At 62.1% G+C, this 21,461-nt stretch carries 19 protein-coding genes; 11 read left to right on the forward strand and 8 right to left on the reverse strand.

The window, feature by feature from the left end:
• The first annotated feature begins 323 nt into the window (after positions 1-323).
• From HKK55_RS29410 to HKK55_RS09025, 10 genes are all read left to right on the forward strand, one after another.
• Entirely contained in the window at positions 324-902 is a 579-nt protein-coding gene (locus HKK55_RS29410; RefSeq protein WP_272902590.1) for a transposase, read from the forward strand.
• A gap of 74 nt (positions 903-976) precedes the next feature.
• Positions 977-2,599 carry a ShlB/FhaC/HecB family hemolysin secretion/activation protein gene (locus HKK55_RS08985; protein ID WP_169354326.1) on the forward strand — a complete coding sequence of 541 codons (1,623 nt, stop codon included), beginning with the start codon at positions 977-979 and terminating at the stop codon, positions 2,597-2,599.
• A 24-nt stretch (positions 2,600-2,623) separates the two neighbouring features.
• Positions 2,624-4,435, forward strand: coding sequence for a DUF2341 domain-containing protein (locus tag HKK55_RS08990; protein WP_169354327.1), 1,812 nt, complete (start codon positions 2,624-2,626; stop codon positions 4,433-4,435).
• 11 nt (positions 4,436-4,446) lie between these two features.
• Positions 4,447-4,872: a biopolymer transporter ExbD gene (locus HKK55_RS08995; protein WP_155582224.1), complete on the forward strand. Its 426-nt coding sequence runs from the start codon at positions 4,447-4,449 to the stop codon at positions 4,870-4,872.
• A gap of 3 nt (positions 4,873-4,875) precedes the next feature.
• Positions 4,876-5,583: an energy transducer TonB gene (locus HKK55_RS09000; protein ID WP_169354328.1), complete on the forward strand. Its 708-nt coding sequence runs from the start codon at positions 4,876-4,878 to the stop codon at positions 5,581-5,583.
• 41 nt (positions 5,584-5,624) lie between these two features.
• Positions 5,625-7,325, forward strand: a complete 1,701-nt coding sequence (locus HKK55_RS09005; protein WP_169354329.1) for a putative porin — start codon at positions 5,625-5,627, stop codon at positions 7,323-7,325.
• Positions 7,326-7,343: 18 nt separating this feature from the next.
• Positions 7,344-7,979: a DNA repair protein gene (locus HKK55_RS09010; RefSeq protein WP_169354330.1), complete on the forward strand. Its 636-nt coding sequence runs from the start codon at positions 7,344-7,346 to the stop codon at positions 7,977-7,979.
• Positions 7,980-8,000: 21 nt separating this feature from the next.
• Positions 8,001-8,471 (forward strand): YbjN domain-containing protein, encoded by a 471-nt coding sequence (locus tag HKK55_RS09015; protein WP_169354331.1) that lies wholly within the window; start codon positions 8,001-8,003, stop codon positions 8,469-8,471.
• Entirely contained in the window at positions 8,468-9,400 is a 933-nt protein-coding gene (locus HKK55_RS09020; RefSeq protein WP_169354332.1) for a peptidylprolyl isomerase, read from the forward strand. Before HKK55_RS09015 ends, HKK55_RS09020 begins: the two co-directional genes overlap by 4 nt.
• A 48-nt stretch (positions 9,401-9,448) precedes the next feature.
• A complete protein-coding gene (locus tag HKK55_RS09025; RefSeq protein ID WP_169354333.1) occupies positions 9,449-10,435 on the forward strand; it encodes a LysR family transcriptional regulator in 987 nt (328 codons plus the stop codon).
• A 120-nt stretch (positions 10,436-10,555) separates the two neighbouring features.
• Here HKK55_RS09025 and scpB read toward each other — a convergent pair whose 3' ends face one another.
• The 3 genes from scpB to HKK55_RS09040 are packed head-to-tail and all read right to left on the reverse strand — an operon-like array spanning position 10,556 to position 13,875.
• Positions 10,556-11,341, reverse strand: coding sequence for a methylmalonyl-CoA decarboxylase (scpB, locus tag HKK55_RS09030; RefSeq protein WP_169354334.1), 786 nt, complete (start codon positions 11,339-11,341; stop codon positions 10,556-10,558).
• Positions 11,338-12,552 carry a CaiB/BaiF CoA-transferase family protein gene (locus tag HKK55_RS09035; RefSeq protein WP_169354335.1) on the reverse strand — a complete coding sequence of 405 codons (1,215 nt, stop codon included), beginning with the start codon at positions 12,550-12,552 and terminating at the stop codon, positions 11,338-11,340. The genes scpB and HKK55_RS09035 overlap by 4 nt, the downstream gene beginning before the upstream one ends.
• A gap of 18 nt (positions 12,553-12,570) precedes the next feature.
• Positions 12,571-13,875: an MFS transporter gene (locus HKK55_RS09040; RefSeq protein WP_169354336.1), complete on the reverse strand. Its 1,305-nt coding sequence runs from the start codon at positions 13,873-13,875 to the stop codon at positions 12,571-12,573.
• Positions 13,876-14,035: 160 nt separating this feature from the next.
• Between HKK55_RS09040 and HKK55_RS09045 the strand changes: the two genes are divergently transcribed.
• Positions 14,036-14,947: a LysR substrate-binding domain-containing protein gene (locus HKK55_RS09045; protein WP_169354337.1), complete on the forward strand. Its 912-nt coding sequence runs from the start codon at positions 14,036-14,038 to the stop codon at positions 14,945-14,947.
• Between the two features lie 792 nt (positions 14,948-15,739).
• Here the strand turns inward: HKK55_RS09045 and HKK55_RS09050 are convergent.
• The 5 genes from HKK55_RS09050 to HKK55_RS09070 all read right to left on the reverse strand — a co-directional run bounded on the left by HKK55_RS09050 (position 15,740) and on the right by HKK55_RS09070 (position 21,384).
• On the reverse strand, positions 15,740-16,687 hold the full coding sequence (locus tag HKK55_RS09050; protein WP_169354338.1) for an oligopeptide/dipeptide ABC transporter ATP-binding protein: 948 nt from the start codon (positions 16,685-16,687) through the stop codon (positions 15,740-15,742).
• Complete coding sequence (locus HKK55_RS09055) at positions 16,687-17,679, reverse strand: ABC transporter ATP-binding protein (RefSeq protein ID WP_169354339.1); 993 nt, start codon at positions 17,677-17,679, stop codon at positions 16,687-16,689. The genes HKK55_RS09050 and HKK55_RS09055 overlap by 1 nt, the downstream gene beginning before the upstream one ends.
• Positions 17,676-18,575 (reverse strand): D,D-dipeptide ABC transporter permease, encoded by a 900-nt coding sequence (gene ddpC / locus HKK55_RS09060; RefSeq protein WP_169354340.1) that lies wholly within the window; start codon positions 18,573-18,575, stop codon positions 17,676-17,678. Before ddpC ends, HKK55_RS09055 begins: the two co-directional genes overlap by 4 nt.
• Position 18,576: 1 nt before the next feature.
• Positions 18,577-19,593: an ABC transporter permease gene (locus tag HKK55_RS09065; protein ID WP_169354341.1), complete on the reverse strand. Its 1,017-nt coding sequence runs from the start codon at positions 19,591-19,593 to the stop codon at positions 18,577-18,579.
• A 213-nt stretch (positions 19,594-19,806) separates the two neighbouring features.
• The gene (locus tag HKK55_RS09070) at positions 19,807-21,384 is read right to left on the reverse strand and encodes an ABC transporter substrate-binding protein (RefSeq protein WP_169354342.1); all 1,578 of its coding nucleotides are present in this window, start codon (positions 21,382-21,384) and stop codon (positions 19,807-19,809) included.
• Positions 21,385-21,461: the final 77 nt, after the last annotated feature.

The following is a 21,461-nucleotide window of genomic DNA, read 5'->3' on the forward strand; positions in this document are numbered from 1 at the left end:
GGGCACACCGAGCCTGGGCGAGGTGCCGAGTGGTGGGGCAAGAGCGTTTTGCTTACTTTTGACTGGGCCGGCATTCCGGCTGTTCAAAAGTGAGCCGCTGTAAGAGCGGAACCAATAGCCGCCGTGACCGCAACAACGGATATGTACACCCCCCTCCAACAACCCCCGAATGAAGCTTTTATGACAAAAGTTCGGTAGCCCCCAGCCACTCCCGTCTTGCCTATGTAACGCGCTTGAGGAGGCCGCAAGGCAACTTTCCGGCCAGTGACAAGATGCCAGGAGTGGAGCAAATGGGCACTATGGAACGCTACTCGAAAGTGGGTATGCAGGAGCTGGATCAGCGCCTGTCAAAAATCGTCGAAGCCGCCCGAAAAAAGCCGGTCTCGGTCTATCGCTACGGCGCACCCTGGGTCTGGATCGTCTCCCAGGACGACTGGCAAGGCGCCTTGAAAGAAGTCTCCAGCTACATCCCCGCAGGCCACTCGCTGGTGCTGCTGCGCCCGCAGATCGACGACGTGTTCGACCAACACCGCGACCTGCTCCAGGCCCTCAACGTCGAGCCCGGTCTGGTGATCGCGCCGCGCACAGTGCTGCAAGTCCTCCTGCTGCAACTGCTCTATTCAGTGCCCAGCGAGCAGCAACTGCACGAGCAGCTCAATTACAACCTGCTGTTCCGCTGGTTCGTCGGCTTGGACCTGAGCCAGAAAGTCTGGAGCGCCACCACCTTGCGGCGCGACATCGCCACGCTGCTGGACGACCCGCGCGCGGTACAGCTGATCCAGAAAATCATCGGTGAAGTGTTCTGCGGCGCCTTGCTGCACATGCCGGAGTTCTCGCTGAACTTCGCCCTGCTGCACACCTGGCTGGCGCGTCACGGCGCTACCTCGACCACTAGCAATTGAGTCGGCCAAACGCTGTTCAAACAGCGACGGCCAGTTCCCGGCATCCGGGTATTTCGAGCATTTCAGGGGGCGGTGTGGAGCATCTGTTCAAGTCAACGTGGCCGCTCGGTACCGGGCGTTGCCTGGCGCTGTGCTGGTTGGCGCTGGGGGCGCTGGCGCAGCCGGTGCAAGCTGAGGAGGAGGGCGCCCAGCCTGAGACACCCGCGCGTCTGGTGGACGTCAATGAGTACTTCGTGCGCGGTAATACCGTACTTGATGCGCGGGCCATCGAGGAGGCGGTGTATCCGTTTCTGGGGCCGCAAAAGTCCCTGGGGGATATCGAAGGCGCCCGTGATGCCTTGCAGAAGATCTACCAGGAACGTGGCTACCAGTCGGTGTTTGTCGAGCTGCCGGAGCAGAAGGTCGATGACGGCATCGTCTACCTGCAGGTCAGCGAAACCAAGGTGGGCCGGGTACGGGTGGTGGGTGCCAAACATTATTCGCCGGTAGAAATTCGCGATGAAGTGCCGGCGTTGAAGGAAGGCGCTGTACCGGATTTTGCCCGCGTGCAAACCCAACTGGCCGGCCTCAATCGGGGGGCCGGGCGCCAGGTTACGCCGCTGGTTCGCGAAGGCCAGCGCCCGGGCACCATGGACGTTGATCTGCAAGTGGAAGACCAGAATCCCTGGCACGCCAGCATCGGCCTGAACAACGACTACAGTGCCGACACCGAGAAGCTGCGCAGCGTTGCCACCCTGGGTTACGACAACCTCTGGCAACTGGGCCACAGCATTTCCCTGACCTACTTCACCGCACCCCAGGACAGTTCCAATGCCAAGGTCTGGTCGGGTTCCTACAGCGCACCGCTGAACGAGCGCTGGACCCTGCAATTCTCCGGTTATCAGTCCGATAGCAATATCGCCACCATCGGCGGCAGCAATGTGTTGGGCAAGGGCCATTCCTATGGTGTGTCGGCAATCTACAACCTGCCGGCCAGCGCCAACTGGGCCAACTCCTTGTCGGTGGGCGTGGACTTCAAGGACTTCGACGAGCAGATGCGTTTCGGTGGCAGCAGCGACCAGATCCCGCTGAAGTACGCGCCAATGACCTTTGGCTACAACGGCTTTCGCTACAACGAAAACTCGCAGTTGGGGCTTGGCCTGAACCTAGTGGTCGGCACCCGCAGCTTTTTCGGCTACGGCAGCGACGACAAGGAATTCCAGTACAAACGCGACAAGGCCAGTGCCAGTTTTGCCGTGCTCAAGGGCGACCTGAATTACACCTACACCTTCGCCAATGACTGGCAATCGGCATCCAAGGCCGGTTTTCAGTTGGCGTCCGGGCCGCTGGTTTCCAACGAGCAGTATTCCGCCGGTGGCGCCACCTCGATACGTGGCTACCTCGCTGCCGAGCGCACCGGGGACGAAGGCTTCCTGTTGTCCCAGGAGCTGCGCACGCCCTCCCTGGCCAAATTCCTCAGCAGTTATGTGCAGGAGTGGCGCTTCTATGCGTTCGCCGAAGGTTCACGCCTGCGCCTGCACGACCCGCTGCCCGAGCAGGAAGACGAATACAGCCTGGCCAGTGTCGGCCTGGGCACCCGCGCCAGTTTGAGTAAATGGTTATCCGGCAGCCTGGATTGGGGCTACCCGCTGCTTGATGGACCGAACACCCAGAAACAGGACTCGCGACTGCACTTCAGTGTGCAGGCGACTTTCTGACCCTTTTGACGGAGATCCCTTCACATGCAACGCCTATTTCTGAGCCTGTTGATCTGCCTGGGTTTCGTACTCCCGGCCACCGCCCATGCCTGGTGGCAGGACGATTGGCACTACCGCAAACAGATCTCAGTGGACACCACCGCACAAGGTGCGGCGATCAGCCAGGCCCTGGGTCGTACTGCGCTGTTGGTGCGCCTGCACACCGGTAACTTCACCTTCGACGGGGTCAAGGACGACGGTTCCGACCTGCGCTTTGTCAGTGCCGATGATAAGACCGTGTTCAACCACCAGATCGAAAGCTTTGACCCGTTGATGGGCATGGCATTGATTTGGGTCGACGTGCCCAAGGTCGAAGGCGCCCAGCGCCAGGACCTGTGGATGTACTACGGCAACCAGAAGGCGGCGGCCACGGCCAACGGCCAGTTGACCTTCGATCCGAACTACACCGCGCTCTACCATTTCGACGGTTCCAACGGTATGCCGCCACGGGACACCACGGCGTATGGCAATACCGCGTTGAACGCCACCGGTGCCAGTATCGACGGGGTGATCGGCCGCGCGCTGCAGTTCAGCGGCCAACCGTTGCTGTTGCCGGCCAGCCCATCGTTGCAGCACAACGCTGGCGAGGCTTTTACCTTTAGCGTCTGGTTGCGTCTGGACCAGGCCAGTGGCGAGCAAGTGGTGCTGGCCCGTCGCGAAGGCACCCAGAATCTGTTGCTGGGCTTGAACCAGGGCATGCCGTTTGTGGAAATCGACGGCCAGCGAGCGGTCTCGACTCAGCCGTTGAATCCGGGGCAATGGCAGCACTTGGCGTTCACCGCCGAGGGCGAAAAAGTCACGCTCTACGTCAATGGGCGCGAAACCGCGAGCCTCGCGGCGGCGGTGCCGGCGTTCAATTCACAAATGGCGATTGGCGCCGACCTGCCAGCGGTAGCCGGTGCGCCTGCCAGCACTTACTTGCCGTTCACCGGCGCCATGGATGAGCTACGCCTGTCCAAGGTCGCGCGTCCTGCCAGCCTGTTGTTGGCTGATGCCAGCGCCCAGGGCGCCGAGTCGAAACTGGTGGTCTATGGCGTCGATGAAGAACAGTCAGGCTTCGGTTTTGGCAGCCTGGGCTTCTTGCTCAAGGCCGTGCCGATAGACGCTTGGGTGATCATCCTGGTGCTGGTGGCGATGATGTTCCAGTCGTGGGTCATCATGTTTCGCAAGAACCGCATGGTCGGCCGGGTCAGCAGTGCCAACGAGCTGTTCCGCGAGCAGTTCGCACAGATCGGTACGCGCCTGGAAATGTTCGCCGACGACCAGCAGTTGGCAGAGCGCCTGAACCATTCTTCGCTGTGGCGCCTGTACCTGGTGGCGGTCAAGGAGATCCGTACCCGCCGCGCTCAGGGCGCTGACACTTCGTCGGTATCAGCGGCGACTATCGAAGCCATCCGCTGCTCCATGGACGGTGTGCGCACCCGCGAGAACCAGCAACTGAGTTCCAAGCTCTCGACCCTGTCCAACGCGATTGCTGGCGGGCCTTACATCGGCCTGCTCGGGACGGTGCTGGGGATCATGGTGGTGTTCCTCGGCACGGCCATGGCCGGTGACGTGAACATCAACGCCATCGCCCCAGGCATGGCGGCGGCCTTGCTGGCCACGGCCATGGGGCTGTTCGTCGCGATCCCCGCGCTGTTTGGCTACAACCGCCTGATTACCCGCAACAAGGAAGTCAGCGCCGACATGCGCGTATTCGTCGACGAGTTCATTACCCGCTTGGCGGAGATGCACGGCGAGAGCCAGTCCAGTGAATCGGCGCATCAACGTGCCCACCACGCCGCCTTGCCGGCCTGAGGAGAACCATCATGGCTTCCGTGAATGCCTCCCACGACGATGACGACGACGCCGCTGTCGACAGCATCAATATCACGCCCCTGGTGGACGTGCTGATGGTGGTGCTGGTGATGTTCATCCTCACCGCTACCGCCCAGGTCTCGGGAATTCAGATCCACCTGCCCAAGGCCAGCGCCTCGGTGTCGTTGTCCGAGGCTAAGACCAAGGCTATTTCGGTGAATGACGGCGGCCAGGTGTTCCTCGACGCCTACCCGGTAACCCTCGGCGAGCTGGAAGAGCGCCTGCGTATCGAGAAAGCGCAGAACCCGGACTTCCCGGTAATCGTGCGCGGCGACGCCATGGTGCAGTACCAGAAGGTGATCGAGGTGCTCGACTTGCTGCGGCGTCTGGAGCTGTCGCAGGTCGGGCTGGTCACCGGCAAACCGAGCCAGGGCTGAGTGATGACTGCACAGATGCCGATCCCGCCTGTACCGGTGAAGAACAAGCCGCTGCTGCGCCCACTGAAGTGGGGCGCAGGTCTGCTGCTGGGTGCCGTGGCCGCCTGGTTTCTCTGGCAATGGGCCAATGACATGAGCGGTGTGCGCCGCGAAGCGCCCAAGGTGCCGATGATTATCCCGTTGCCGCCACCGCCACCGCCACCGCCGGAAAAACCCAAGGAGCCCGAGCCCAAGGTGGAAGAGAAGATCCCCGAGCCGGAACCCACACCTGCACCCGAGGAGGTCAAGCCCGAGGAACAGGCGCCCCCGTCTCCGGCCGACGACCTGGCTAACCCGATGCAGATCGACGGCGATGCCCAGTCCGGCACCGACGGTTTCAACATCGGCGCGGGTAAAGGCGGCGGCATGGCAGGTTCCGGTGGCGGCGGTCTTGGCACCGGAACGTTCAAGCAGTACCTGGCGGGCGTTTTCCAGCGCCTGCTGCGCGAAGACCCCGAGTTGCGCAAGAAGGCCTACACGGTGCAGGCCGACCTGTGGCTGAGCGCGGACGGCGAGGTGACCCGCGTGGAATTGGCCAAATCCAGTGGAGATGCCGATACCGACGCCCAGGTAGTGGCGGCACTGCGGGCTACGCCACGCCTGAAAGAACGTACGCCGGCCTCTCTGACCCTGCCGGTACGCCTGTCCCTCAAGGGCCGGCGACCGGATTGATCGAACCCTTTTTTGCAGTTCTCTACAGGAGTTGTGTGCAGATGATTTCCCATGTGAATCGATTGACCCTGGCGGTCGGCATGGTCATTGCGACCCTGGTCGGCCAGGCGACGGCAGCACCTGCCGCGCCCTCGGAAAACGCCACGATCAACCTGATCCGCCTGCTGGTGCAGCAGGGTGTACTCAAGCAGGAACAGGCCGACGGTCTTATCGCCCAGGCCGAAAAAGAAGCCCAGCAAGCCCGCCAGGCCAGCACCGCCACGGCAGTCGCGGCAGGTCCTGCGACGGCCCCGGGGGATGTGCGGGTGCAGTACGTGCCGGCGGCGGTGCGCGATCAGATTCGCGATCAGGTCAAGGCCGAAGTCATGGCCACCGCCAAACAGGAAAACTGGGCCCAGCCCAATACCTTCCCCGATTGGGTCTCGCGCATCAGCTTCGACGGCGACATTCGCCTGCGGGACGAATCGCGCTACTTCTCCGGCAACAACAGCAATGAAATTGTCGACTACGCCAAGCTCAACGACTCGGGCCCTTACGACGTCAACAAGGACACCAACAGCCGGCTGCCGCCCTTGCTCAACACCCGGCAGGACCGCTCCAACAGCATGCGTCTGCGGGCGCGGTTGGGCATGAAAGCGGTGGTGGCGCCGGACTGGACCGCCGGCATTCGTATCGGCACCGGTTCCGACAACAATCCGGTGTCGACCACCCAGGCCCTCGGTGGCGGCTTTGGCAAAAAGGATATCTGGCTCGACCAAGGCTACCTGACTTGGAAGGTCACCCAAGACCTGACCCTGACCGGTGGACGGTTTGCCAACCCGTTCTTCTCCACCGACATGATGTATTCCAACGACCTCAACTTCGACGGTGTGGCGGCGCTCTTCAACCACAAGCTCAGCAGCGATTGGGACGTGTTCGGCACCCTCGGTGCGTTCCCGGTGGAGTACAGCTCCGACACCGCCAGCAACAATGGCCTGGACAAGGAAGACAGCGACAACAAGTGGCTGTTCGGCGGCCAGATCGGCGCCAACTGGAAGATCAATAACACGAACAGCCTCAAGGGTGCGTTGGCCTACTACCGCTTCGACAGCATCGAAGGCCAGCGTTCCAGCCCTTGTGCACCGTGGGCCGGGCAGCCGAGCTGTGACAGCGACGGCTCGCGCTCGGCCTTCATGCAAAAGGGCAACAGCGTGTTCCTGCTGCGCAATATCAGCGCCAACCCGGCCACGCCTGGCCTGACCCCGCAGCCACAGTACGTGGGCCTGGCCTCCAAGTTCGACGTGCTGGACCTCAACCTGGTCTGGGACAGCGAGCTGGCGAACGACTTCAAGCTGCGCAGTCAGACCAACTTCATTCACAACCTGGCCTACGACAAGGGCGAGATGCTCAAGCGCAGCGAAGGCGAGATCGTCAACAACATCAACCGCGATGGCCAGTTCGAAAGCGGCGCCAACGCGATGATGGTGCAGTTCACCCTGGGCCGCGCGCTGGAGATGAAAAAGGCCGGCGACTGGAACGTATTGGCGGGCTACAAGTACATCCAGCCGGACGCCTTGCCCGATGGTTTCAACGACTCTTCATTCCACCTCGGTGGTACCAACGCCAAGGGCTATTTCATCGGCGGCAACTACGGCATCGACAAGAACATCTACGCCAGTGCTCGTTGGCTCAGCGCCTCCGAAGTGTATGGCGCACCGTTTGAAGTCGACGTCATGCAACTGGAACTCAACACGCGCTTCTGACGCGCAGGGAGACACCCCATGAACACGCGAATTTGCGGCCTGTTACTGGTGATTGGCAGCCTGGCCGCCACCGGCGCCTCGGCCGAGGGCATGGAGGAGCGCCTGCGCACTCAACTGCGTAGCACCACCGCCCAGTTGCAGGCCTTGCAAAGCGAGCAGGCCCAGGCCAGTGCTGCGCGCATCGCCGCCGAGAACCAGGCCAAGCAGGCTCAGGCGCAGATCAAGCAATTGACTGGCGAACTGGACAAGGCCCGAGGTGTGGCCGAACAACTGGTGGGGCAGCAGCAGAGCCTGCACAGCCAGGCCCAGGCGCAGGTGTCGGCCAGCAATGAACAGACCGGTAAGTTCAAGAAAGCTTATGAAGAACTGTTGGTGCTGGCCAAGGGCAAAGAGACCGAACGCGCGCGGTTGCAGGTGCAGTTGAGCGAACGTGACACACAAGTGCAGCAATGTTCAGCCAAGAATCAGCAGATGTACGGCGTGGCCCAGCAGTTGCTGACGGCCTACGAAAAAATCGACGTGGCCGAGGTCATGAGCATTCGTCAGCCGTTCGCCAGCGGCGCACGGGTCAAGTTCGAAGAGCTGGCCCAGGGTTTTGGCGACCAGCTGTACCAGAGCCGCTTTGACGCGCCCCAGGCTGTCGTCAATCACTGATCAACCAGGAAGCGATAAACCATGAGCGAATTGATCACCAGCGTGACGCCCCAAGGCCTGACCGAGTTGCTGCAAGAAGCCGGCTACCGGGTCAACCAGACCGAACAGAACGGCATCGTGCAACTGCTCAGCGCCAGCCAGGGCATCGGCTTTGCCGTGCGGTTTGGCAACCCGGCAGCAGAGCAGGGCAGCTACATGGACTTCACCTACAGCTGCGCGCTGCGGGTCCAGGGCCAGTTGCCGGAAGGCCTGGCACAGGTGTGGAACGCTTCCCGGCGTTTTGCGCGGTTGTCATTGCAGGGTGAATTCCTGCTGATGGAAATGGACGTGGTGGTGGGCGGCGTTGGCGCCAGTCATCTGCGCAGTCAGCTGGAGCTGTGGGATCGGCTGTTGCAGGAGTTCATCGTTTACCTGCGTGAGTACAGCCAGAATGCCGCGCAACTGGCGGACGCGTCCTCTGTTGATACCCGTGAAGAGGCGCCGGCCCTGTGAAAAAGCCAACCCTGGTGATCGGCACTGGAGCACTGCTGTTGCTGGTGGTAGCGGTTACGCTGGCCCTGCGCCCGGGCAGTGATCCGGTGGCCGCCCAGCAACCGGCGCCCGTCCTCAATGATGGACCTGCTGTGGCGCGCTTGGGCAATCAACAGGTGGCGCTGGCGGAGCTCAAGGCCTTGTTGGCGACCTTGCCGGTGGAGTCTCGTGAGCAACTGCGGGGCAATCGTGGTGCCCTGGAAACCTGGATCCGCTCGCGACTGGCGCAAAAGGTCGTGCTGGAGCAGGCCGATGCCCAGGGCTGGCGCCAGCGCCCGGAAGTGGAGCAACAAACCCGCGCCGCCACCGAGCAGATTGTGTTTCGCGACTACATGCTGTCGGTCAGTCAGGTTCCAGCCGACTACCCAAGCGAGGCGGAACTGCAACAGGCCTATGACAGTGGCAAGGCTGGCTGGGTGACCCCGCCGTTGTACCGGATCAGTCAGATATTTCTCGCGGTGAATGACCCACAAAGCCTCGACGCGGTGCGCCGCCAGGCCCAGGAACTGAGCCGCAAGGCGCAGGCGGCACCGGGTGAGTTCGCCGCGTTGGCCGGGCAGTACTCCCAGGATGTCGACAGTGCCCCGCGCGGCGGCGATTCTGGTTTGCAGCCGTTGCAGCAACTGGTGCCAGAGGTACGGGGCGCTGTCTCGCGGCTGAAAGTCGGCGCGGTGTCGGACGCGGTACAAAGTGCTGCGGGCTTTCATGTGCTCAAGCTCACCGGGCAACAGCCGGCAGGCACCGCCAGCCTCGAGGACCTGCGCGAGCGCCTGACCCAGGCCTTGCGCGCCCAGCGCCAGGAACAGATCGCCAAGGCGTACCTGGAGGGCATGCTTAATACCGCGACCTTGAGCATTGATGGCGCCGAACTGAACAAGGTTCTGGACTAGAAAACTGCAAGGCTTGGATGCAAAGCCCCATACGACAGGGAGTCCCCCATGGCATTACTGGAACCCGCTGCACCCCAAGACGGCACGCCGTATCGCACCCACAGTCACGGGCGTGAAACCTGGCTTGCCCAGACCTCCACGATCGTCATGAGCGATTCGGAAGTGATCGGTTACTTTCTTACCAGTGCGCGCTGTGGCTGCTTCATGCAGGCGGCGCGCCGGCTCAATATCAAGGCGACGTTGCTGCGCAAGCGCCTGGCACAGCTGGAAAACTACTTGGGGCGTACGCTATTCAACTATCAGGGCAACGGGATCCTGCTCAGTCGTGAAGGTCAGCAGTTGCAGGCTCATCTGGTTGCCAGGTCCCATGAGTGGCGCCTGCCGGTGATCGAGCAACCGCTGATCCGCCTGGCGGTGGCCGAGCCGATCCTGCATGACATCCTCGGGCGCGACCTGATTGCGTTGTTACGGCGCAATGCAAGCGTGCGGCTGGAGATTATCTCCATCGACAGCGAGCTGGCTTTGCAATCCGTGGAGGCCGATGTGGTGCTGTGGCTATCGGGAGCGGACGCTTCAACGCCCGGCCCCGGTTGTGCTACCCAGCCGCCACGGGCCCTGGCGAGTCTGAATTACCTGCCGCATATCGCCAAGCGCTACTCGCGGCTGACGACCCGCCCGGATAGCCTCGACGATTTGGCTGACTACACGTTGGTGCAATGGCAACCAGATCAGCAGGTCGAAGCCCTGCAACCCTGGAACACCCTGGTGCGAGAGCGCCTGGCCGCGGTGGTGCGGGTGCACGTCTATTCCCTGATGCTGGAAATGATTCGCTGCGGTGCATGCATTGGTTTGTTGCCACGCTATATGAGTTGCGTCGACCGTGGGCTGATCGCCTTGCCCGGGTTACTGGCCGAGAACATGCGGCGTCAGGTGTGGATGGCGGTGAATGCTGACGTGCGGTATCCGGAGGAGGTGGACATGATGGTCGAGTTGATCGTCAGTACGTTTGAGGGGCGCAGGGATTGGTTTGATTAAACGGGTGGAACAGGTGTAGCCGCTGCCGAGGCACGAGGCTGCGATGGGTGGCGAAGCCGCCCCAAGAGGGCGGTCCTGCGGACACGCATCGCAGCCTCGTGCCTCGGCAGCGGCTACAAATCAGCGTCCCTCAAACGCAGGCGGCCGACGCTCTGCAAACGCCGCCAACCCCTCGCCAAAATCCGCACTTTCACAGGCCTGGCGCCGCAACTCGGCAATCTGCTCCATGGCTTGCACTGGCATGGGTTGCAGGTCTTCGAGAATCCGCAGTTGTTCCTTCACCGCCTGGATCGCCAACGGTGCTTTGGCGGCAATGCCCTGGGCCATTTCCAGGGCGGTGGACTCCAGGGTATCGGTAGACACCAGCCGGTTGATCACGCCAAAACGCTCGGCGCGTTGTGCGTCCAGTTTTTGTGCGCAGAAGAACATTTCCTTAAGCACATGGATCGGCAGGTTGTTGAAGAACCGCAACAGGCCGCTGGTGGTGTAGGGCAGGCCGATATTGGCCGGGGTCATGGCAAAGCTGGCGCTGTGATCGGCGACCACCAGGTCGCAGCTCATGGCCAGGTCGACGGCGCCCCCCCACGCGGAGCCCGAGATGGCGGCGATGACCACACCGGGGTAGGCGCGAATCCTGCGCAGCACCCGCTCCAGGGGTTTGCCGTAGGCCACCGGGTCGCGATCGTGGGACAGTTCGCCGATGTCGTGACCAGCGCTCCATACCGATTGACCCACTTCGGCCCCGAGGATCACCACGCCAACACGCTGTTCGGCGAGGGCCGCCAGGCTTTCATCGACAGCGTTGAGTAGTTGCGCGCTCAGGGCGTTGCGCTGGCTGGGGTTGCTGAAGACCAAACGGGCGATGCGCGGCTCGAGCCTGTGGACCGTGACGTGGTTGGAAGTCATTGGGCGGTTCCTGTTGAGTGTTGGTAGAGAACGTTGGCTTTGAGCAGGGCCTGGATCGACGCAGGGTCGAAACCGGCCTCTTGCAGCACCGCCACGCTGTGCTCGCCCAGCAGGGGCGGTGGACGTTGTTCGCGGCTTGTGGCGGTACCTGTGTTATTGAAAATCGGCGTCACCACTTGGCGCAGTGCACCCAGGGTGGGATGACTGAGGGTTTGGGTCAACTGGCTGTGCAGCACCTGTGGGTCATTGAAGACTTCGTCCAGGGTATTGATCGGCCCAGCGGGCAATCCTGCGCCGATAAACAATTCGGTCCATTCCCGTTTGCTGCGGGTTTTCAGGCGGCTTTCGAGGATGGCTTTCAGTTCGTCCCGGCGTTCTACCCGGGCTTCATTGCTGGCGAAACGCGGATCGTCTGGCAGATGCGCAAGGTCGAGCAGGGCACACAAACGCCCCCACATGGCCGAGGTGATCGGCGCCAGGTTCAGCGGCCCGTCCAGGGTCTGGAATACCCCATAAGGGGCAATCACCGAGTGCGCGTTGCCGGTGCGCCGTGGCACATCCCCCAGGCTCAGGAAGCGCTGGCCATGCACACTGAGCAAGCCCACCAGGCTGGCCAGCAGCGAGGTGTTGACGTGTTGGCCGCGTCCGGTACGTTCGCGCTCCAGCAGGGCCGCTAATACTGCGGTTACCAGCCACATACCCGAGGTCAGGTCGCCAATGGCGGTGCCGGTACGGGTCGGGTCGCCGTCGCTGAAACCGGTCAAGCTCATCAGCCCCGAATAGCCTTGGGCGATTTGGTCGAACCCCGGCCAACTGCTCATCGGTCCGTCGCTGCCAAAGGCGTTGATACTGCCCAGGATCAGTCGTGGATTGCGTGCGCTGAGTACTTCATAACTCAAACCCATGCTGTCCAGGGTGCCGGGCTTGAAGTTCTCGATGACCACGTCGGCTCCATCGATCAGTTGCTGGATGGTGTCCAGGCCATGGGGGGAACGGAAGTCCACGCACAGGCCGCGTTTGTTGCGGTTGCACGACAGGTAATAAGTACTGACGCCCCGGTCGAACGGTCCCCAGGTGCGGCTCATGTCGCCGGCGGGGCCGGGCTCGACCTTGATCACATCGGCCCCCAGGTCTGCCAGCACCATGGTGCAGAACGGTCCCGAAAGGGCGCGGCTCAGGTCGATGATCTTGATGCCTTGCAACGCTTGCATGGGTTTCTCCAGTCAGGGTTATTGCGGCAATGTCTGGTGGCGGGTTTCGACGGCGAACGGCAGGATCAGGATGCCCAACACAAAGGCCGCAGCCGTCCAGGCGATCGGTGCGCCGATGGAGCCGTACCAATGAATCGCGGCGGCCAGCAGGAAGTTGACCCCGGCACCGATGAAACGCCCCACTGAAGCATTGAAGGCGAACGCCGTGGCGCGAATCCGAGTGGGGTACTGTTCGGGCAGCCACAGGGAAAAGATCGCGAAGTTGCCGCCGAAAAACCCCAGGAACAGCAACGACACCATGAACAGGTGCAGGCCGTTATCCAGGTAGAACACCCAGCCGAAAGCGAAGACGATCGAGGCTGCCATGCCGGCAAAGTAAATGCCCAGCGCCTTGCGTCGGCCAACCCGTTCGGCCAGCCACGGTGCGACGAGGCAGCCGAGGATGGTGCTCAACGACAACACTGCCGCACCAATCGAGGCCAGGTGTACCGCGCCCACGTGGTCGATGCCGGCGCGGGTCGCCAGAGTGACCACTGCGGTGGCTTCATACACCGAGCCGGCCCACAGCCCGACGATGGCTACGCCCACCAGGGCCGAGCTGGTCAACGTGCGACGTCGGAATGCCGGGGCAAATATTTCCCACCACGCAGCACGTGTGGTCGCGGCGGGTTTTACCTGGCGAACATGCTGGGGTTCCTTGACCTTCAACGCGGTATAGATCGCTACGACGGCCGGGAACAGCCCGCACAAAAACATCACCCGCCAGCCATAGGTGGCGCCGACGGTGTAGTTGAGCAAGGCCGCAATGAAAAAGCCCAGGTAGTAACCGGTCTGCAAATACCCGGCGCCCATCTTGCGCCGGTCTTCCGGCCAGCTCTCGGCCACATACGTACCGGCCAGGGCCCATTCGCCACCGACGCCGATCCCAGCGATCAAACGGAAAATCGCCAACTGCCAGATGTTGTCGGAGAACGCCGCCGCGCCGGTAAACAACGAATACACCAGGATGCTCGCGGCCAGCACTTTGACCCGCCCGAACCGGTCCGCCAGCGGCCCCCAGATGAATGAGAGGCCCCAACCCACCAGGAACAACCCAAACATGATCGAGCCGTACATGGCGATGTTGGCGGGCGTGGGGGCGAGGCCCGAGTTGGGCAGCAATTCGGTGAGGGCAGGAATCAGCACCAGGGCAAAGATCACCGAGTCCACGCCATCCAGGACCCAGCCCAGGTACACCGCCCAGAAGCCGCGAATCTGTTCGCGGGACAGGGGTGTTTTGAGTGGTTTTATGCTCGTTGCCGATGCGGTTAACGCTTTGGACATGACGATCTCCCATTGACCCTGATCGGGCCTATAGAAGCGCGGCGAGGCGCTTCGTTTATTGTGAAATCAATCTATGCCCCGTGACCCATAAGCCACAAATATGAAATTCCTTTGGTTCCATCGGATCTTTATATAGAGTCGAATTTTTCAGGAGGCTCCCATGGACCTGCGCCAGCTGCGGTACTTCATCAAGGTGGTCGAGTGCGCCAACATCACCCGCGCCAGCGAAGCCCTGCACATCGCCCAGCCGGCCATCAGCCAGCAGATGCGCAATCTGGAGCGGGACATGGACATGCAACTGCTCGAACGGAGCGTGCATGGCGTGGTGCCGACTGCGGCGGGGCAAACCTTGTATCGGCATGCCATTGAGTTATTGCGCCAGGCCGACGGTACCCGGGAACTGCTGCGTCAGGATGCTGAATACCCGCAGGGCAAGGTTTCAGTGGGCATGCCGTCGAGCACGGCGCGGATGCTGGCGATTCCCTTGGCCCGGACCATTCGCAGTCGTTATCCGGGGATCAAGCTGGAGTTGATCGATGCGCCGAGTGCTGAACTTGGAGGGTTGATCACCGTAGGTCGGGTAGCGATGGCGGTGATTGTCGATGGGGTACCGACGCGTGGTGTGGCGTCGCGGCGGTTGCTCAGTGAGATTCTGTACCTGGTGGCGTGGCCTGAGTTTTTGCTGCCTGATGGGCCGGTAAGTATTGATGCCTTGGCGCAGATGCCGCTGGTGTTGCCGTGTGCGCCGAACACCATTCGCAGCCGGGTTGATGCGGCCATGCAGGAGGCGGGGTTGCCGTTTGAGGTGGAGTTTGAGGCGAACTCGACGGACCTGTTGTTTTCGGCGGTGTTGGCGAGGTTGGGGGTGACGGTGTTGCCTTGGGCTGCAGCGCATGTGGAGTTGGAGCAATGCAGGCTGAAGCTGGCGCGGATTGATCATCGGTTGTTTACGCGGGAGTTGTCGTTGTGCTGGCCGGATACGGGGGTGCAGAGTAATGCGGTGGAGAAGGTCAGGGAGACGATATTTGAGTTGTTTGAGGGGTTTGAAGGGGAGCCGGGGTGGGGGTATTGAGTACATATCCGTTGTTGTGGTCATGGCGGCTTATGGTTCCGCTCTTACAGCGGGTCACTTTCGAAAAGCGCGAAAGTAACCAAAGCGCTCTTGCCCCACCACTCGGCACCTCGCTCAGGCTCGGTGTGCCCGTAATCCGACATTGATTTGGGGGGCCGCCGCCATCGGCCATCCATGGCCGAGGGCGGCTAAACCGGCGTCCTGCCGGTTTACCCCCCAAATCAATGTCGAATTCCGGCCAGCGTGGTTTAACGGGGCGCCTCAGATCAAAATCACAAGCCAGATCAAAAGACCGCTGACTTCGGGGCAAGGGCCAGAGCGAAAGCAGATCTGCTTTTCTGTGGGAGCTGGCTTGCCTGCGATGGCATCACCTCGGTGTTCCTGAAAGACCGAGTTGCCTGCATCGCAGGCAAGCCAGCTCCCACAGTAGACCGTGCCCGCTTTTGATCTTGCCCTTGCTTCACACCACTCAAGCCGGCCGGTAGGCCGCTGTGTCCTTGATCTGCTTTTGATCTTGATCTTAGGCGCCCCGTTAAACCACGCTGGCCGAACGCAGGCATTACGGAGTGGGTATCCCGGCATGGATGCCGGGATAGCCGCGTTGGGCCATGGATGGCCCGTCGCGGCGGCCCACGGAGTAATGCCGGAGTGAGGGCATGCCGAGCCAAAGCGAGGCACCAAGTGGTGGGGCAAGAGCCCTTTTGGTTACTTTTGGGGCTCTTTTCCAAAAGTGACCCGCTGTAAAAGCGGAACCAATAGCCGCCATCACCGCATCAACGGATATGCCCCCACTCAAAGCTCCAAATGACACCGCACCTGCTGGTGCACACTTCCTGCCAGCCGTTGCGGCTTCTCACACCCCTGAGTACGCCTCGAACACCGCTCCAGAAAAAAACACCCACTGGGCAACACCCGATTCCCCGGCAGTTCCGTTGCCGCACTGACATACGCATCATCCAGCGCCACCCCCAACTTCGGCACTGCCTCCAGCAACAACTGCGTATACGGATGCCGCGGCTGCCCCAGCACCTGCTCGGCATCCCCCAGCTCCACAATCTGCCCCAGGTACATCACCGCCACCCGGTCAGCCATGTGCCGCACGACCGAAACGTTGTGGGAGATCAGGATATAGGTCAGGCCCAACCGCCGTTGCAACTGCGCTAACAGGTTGAGGATCTGCGCCTGCACCGAGATGTCCAGGGCCGAGGTCGGTTCGTCGAGCACCAGAATGCTCGGGTTCGACGCCAGGGCCCGGGCAATGGCGATCCGTTGCCGTTGCCCGCCGGAGAACTGGTGCGGGTAGCGGTCCAGGTACTCGGCGCGAATGCCCACTTGCTCGGCCACTTTGGCGGCGATGGCGCGCATTTCGCGTCTGGGCGTGTCACCCAGGGCGAACAGCGGTTCGGTGATGATCTTCCAGATCGGCAGGCGCGGGTCGAGGGACGATTGCGGGTCCTGGAATACGATCTGCACATGGCGATGACGCTCCCGGGCGGAGCTGTAGACCCAGTCCACCTCGCCGCCGCTGGGCGCCACCAGGCCCATCAGCAGTTGGGCGAGGGTGCTTTTGCCGCAGCCGGATTCGCCGACAATGCCCAGGGTTTCACCTGGGCATACCTGCAAGTCGATGCCGTTAAGGGCATGGGCATAACCACGAGGGCGGCCCAGCCAGTCGTTTTTTACCGGGAACTTCACCTGCACGTCCCGCAGGGTCAGCAAGGGCTCTTGGGAAACCGTCATCACACAGACTCCTTGGCGGACAGCCAGCACGCACTTTTGCGCAGGTGGGCCGGATCGATCGGGTTAAGGCGCGGGCGTTCGGCACATTGGGTCATGGCCTGGGGGCAGCGTTCGCGAAAGGTGCAGCCCGAGGGCAGGGCGGCCAGGTTGGGCACTTGGCCGGGGATGGTCAGCAGGTCTTCGCCGGGTTGCACCTGCTCCGGCAGGCCGCTGAGCAAGCCTTGGGTGTAGGGATGCCGGGGATCGCCCATGACGTGGGCGGTGGGGCCTTCTTCGACCACGGCGCCGGTGTACATCACGTACACCCGGTCACAGAACTGCGAGACCACCGCCATGTCGTGGGTGATCAGCAAGATCGCCGTGCCGCGTTGGCGTGCCTTTTCCCGCAGCAGCAACAACACCTGGCGCTGTACCGTGACGTCGAGGGCGGTGGTCGGCTCGTCGGCGATCAGCAGTTGCGGATCGCAGGAAAACGCCAGGGCAATCATCACCCGCTGACGCATGCCGCCGGACAGTTCGAAGGGGTAGCTGTCGAGGATCTGCTCGGGGTCGGCGATGTGCATGTCCTTGAGCAGGGCGATGGCTTTGGCGCGCGCCTCGGCCTTGCTCAGGCGCTGGTGGTGGATGATCACGTCGAGCATCTGCCGGCCGATGCGCCGCGTGGGGTTGAGGGCGGTCATCGGCTCCTGGAAGATCATCGCCGCGTCACGGCCACGGACCTGCAACAGGTCTTTTTCCTGGGCGCCAAGCATATCGCGGCCGAGCATGTGCAAGCTGCCCTGGGTGATCCGGTAACTGCGCTCCGGCAGCAGGCGCAAGCTGAGCATCGCGGTGACCGATTTACCCGAACCGGACTCACCCACCACGCCGACGATTTCGCCGGGATTGACGTGCAGTGACACACCGTTAAGGGCCTGGACGTTGTTGCGGTAAGCCGGGAATTCCAGGCTCAGGTTGTCGATGGCGAGGACCGCTGGACTGGACATGCTCATTTCCCCTGTTGCCGTGGATCAAGCAGGTCACGCACACCGTCACCCAGCAGGTTGAAACCGGTAGCGGTGATCAGGATCGCCAGCCCCGGGAAGGTCGAGTACCACCAGTTGTCGAGGATGAAATTACGCCCGGTGGCGACCATAGCGCCCCATTCGGCGGTGGGCTGTTGTGCGCCCAGGCCGATAAAACCGAGGGCCGAGGCCATGAGGATGGCGCTGCCGATGTCCAGGCTCAGTTGCACCAGCAAGGGTGGCATGGCGTTGCGGCCCACGTGCCAGGAGACGATATGCCAGCGCCCTGCACCGAAGGTCTGGGATGCCTTGACGTAGCCCATCTGGCGAATACTCAAGGCCTGGCCGCGGGCCAGACGCACGTAGAACGGAATGCGCACCACGGTGATCGCCAGCATCGCATTGAACAGGCTCGGGCCCAGGGCGGCGGCCAGCGCCATGATCAGCACCAGAGACGGCACCGAAAGCATGATATCCATCAAGCGCATGATCAGGCCGTCGAAACGCCCTCCGATGATGCCCGACAGACAGCCCAACAGGCCGCCCGCCAGGCACGAGGCAAACGCCACGAACAGGCCGACGCCCACCGATTGACGGCTGCCATGCAATACACGGCTGAACAGGTCGCGGCCCACTTCATCGGTGCCGAACCAGTGCTCGGCCGAGGGCGCAGCCAGGCGTTGGGCCAGGTTCAGGGCGTTGGGGTCATGGCTGGCCAGCCACGGCGCGAAAGCCATGCAGATCAGTACGATCAGGGTGATGGTCAGGCCGGCAATGGTCAGCGGGCTGCGTCGCACTTGATAAGCCAGGTACGCCAGGCGCGCGTGCAGGGTCGGGCGTTGGGCCAAGGGCACGGGCAGTGGGATAGTCACAGGCGTGGTCATTTCAATTCACCTCGCCAATACGCGGATCGATCACCCGGTACAGCAGGTCGATCGCCATGTTCAGCAGCACATAAATAAACGACACCAGGATCGCGAAGCCCATCACCGCCGGGAAATCCAGGGACTGGATCGACTTGACCACATAGGCGCCCATGCCGGGCCAGGCGAACACGGTTTCGGTAAGCACGGCGCCGTAGAGCAAGTCGCCGAGGGTCAGGCCGAGGACGGTGACCGAGGGAATCAGCGCGTTGGGCAGCGCATGCCGCAGAATCACCGCCCAACGTGACAGACCGTAGGCGCGCGCGGTGCGGATATAGTCTTCGCCCAACTGATCCAGCATCGCCGAGCGGATCTGCCGCGCCACTACACCGAGGTTGACGAAGCCCAGGGTGATCGCCGGCAGGATCAAGTGTTGCAGGGCGTTAAGAAACAGCGGGATATCACCGGCCAGCAACGCGTCCACCAGATAGAACCCGGTGATGGTGTGAGGCGGCTCCAGGCCTTCGTCCAGGCGACCGCTGCCGGGCAACCAGCCGAGTTGCCCGTAGAACAACACGATCAGCCCCAACCCAAGCCAGAACGCCGGGGTGGAAATGCCGGTGACGGCCAATGTGCGGGCGATCTGGTCAATGGCGCGGTTGTGATAGACCGCCGATAACACGCCCAGCGGCACGCCCACCAGCACCGACAACAGCAGGGCGGCCAAGGCCAGTTCCAGGGTGGCCGGGAAGAATGCTTGCAGGTCCTCCAGCACCGGGCGGCTGGTACGGATCGAGGTGCCGAGGTCGCCGTGCAGCAGGTCACTCATGTAGCGGCCGTACTGTTGATACAGCGGCAAGTCCAGGCCCAGTTGATGGCGGATGTTCTCGACAATGGCATCGCTGGCCCGGTCGCCGGCAATCAGCCGTGCCGGGTCACCCGGGATCAGGTGGGAGATGCAAAAGGTGATCAGCGAAACACCGATCACGACCAACAGCAGGCCGAGCAGGCGTTTGCGCAACATATTCAGGAAGGCCATGGGGGCTCCTCGTTGTGGCGAGCAGGTTTGCTGTGTGTGGGGCATATCTGTGGTGAGCGAGCTTGCTTGTGGCGAGCGGGCTTGCCCGCGTTGGGTTGCGCAGCAGCCCTAAACCAGCCACCGAGTTCTACCTGACAGAACTCGGTGACCTTATTGGGGCCGCTTCGCAGCCCAACGCGGGCAAGCCCGCTCGCCACAAGAGCTCGCTTGGCGTTACTTACTGATCTGCGCCACGTTAAACACCTGCTCCAGCATCGGATGGAACACATACCCCTTCACCGAATCACGCATCGGCAGGCTGTAGTTCTTCTGATACAGGTAGGCGTAGACCGCGTCCTTGAGCACGATCTTCTGCGCTTGCTGGTACAGCTCGATGCGCTTGGCGGTGTCGTTGTTGGCCGCTGCATCACGCACCAGTGTGTCCACCTGCGGGTTGCTATAGAACGAGCGATTGCCTGCCAGCCCTTGCAGGTTGGAGTCGAACCAGAAGTTCATGAACATGTAGGGGTCGGCGAAGTCCGGGCTCCAGGAACCGATGGCGACATCGAAGTCGCCCTTGCCCAGGCGCTCACGCATCGTGGCATTGGCCAGTTTTTCCATCTTCAGGTTGATCCCCAATGGCGCCAGGCCGGCTTGCAGGGTCAGGCCAATGGATTCCCAGTTGGCGTCTTTGTCCGAGTAGACAAAGTTCAGGTTGCTGATTTTCTGCGGCAGTTTCTTGAGGTTGGCCTCTGCGGCTGCCACGTCTTGTTTCATCACCGGCAGGCTGGTGTCGTGGGCCCACATGCCGTCGGGGATCGGCCCGTTCATCAACTTGGCCTGGCCCTTGAGGATGCCGTCGACGATGCCTGTGTAATCCACCGCGTCGACGATGGCCTGGCGTGCGTCGCGGTTGTCCAGCGGGGCTTTTTTGTTGTTCAGGTACAGGTACGTTACCCGCAGCGACGGGAATTTTTCGACGACGATCCCCGGCTTGCTGGCCAGGGTGCTGAGCTGGTCTTCGGGCATGTCCTCGATGATGTCCAGGTCACCCCGTTCCAGTTGCAGGCGCCGTACCGAGGCTTCGCTGATGATCTTGATCACCACCTTGTTCAGGCTGGGTTTGGGCCCGGCGTAGTACGTGTTGGGCTCCAGGGTCAGGGCCTGGCCTTTCTGCCAGTTGCTCAGGCGAAACGCACCGGAGCCGGCCGTGTGGGTCGACAGGTAGGCGTTGATGTCACCCTGTTTCGCCACGTCCGGGTTGACGATGCCGGCGCCGTTGTGGGCGAGGGTGAAGAGGAAGGGCGCATAGGGTTTAGTCAGGGTGAAGCGTACGGTCATCGGGTCAACGACACTGACGGCCATGTCATCTGGAAAGGCGCCGGAAGGGCCTTGCTTGAGCTTCATCAGACGGTCGAAGGAGAACTTCACCGCGTTGGCATCCACTGCCGCGCCATCGTCGAATTTGTTGCCGGGCTTGAGCTTGAAGTCCCACACCAGATTGTCTGGCGAAATGCTCCAGCTCTCGGCCAGGTCGCCCTGGACTTCGGTGCTGCCTTTACCGTTTTCAACCTTGTAGGCCACCAGTTTCTGGTACGCCGGGTAGGTCACCGCCCAATCGTTGTTGTCGATGGTCACGGCGGGGTCGAGGGTTTGCGGGTCGGCAGCCTTGCCGATCATCAGGGTGTCCTTGGGGGCGGCGGCGCTTGCCGATTGCCAGGCGCCAAGGCTCAGCGCGGCGCACAACAGGGACAGGACGAGGGTCTTGCGGGTGGTCACGGTGTTAAGGGTCATGCCGGTTTCCTTGATCATCAGATGAGGGGAACGTCGTCAGGTTTTTTATTAAATGTATAACCGGGCAGTTGGAGCTAAGGCGTGCTGCTTATTGT

The sequence above is a fragment of the Pseudomonas sp. ADAK18 genome (assembly GCF_012935695.1).
Lineage (GTDB): Bacteria > Pseudomonadota > Gammaproteobacteria > Pseudomonadales > Pseudomonadaceae > Aquipseudomonas.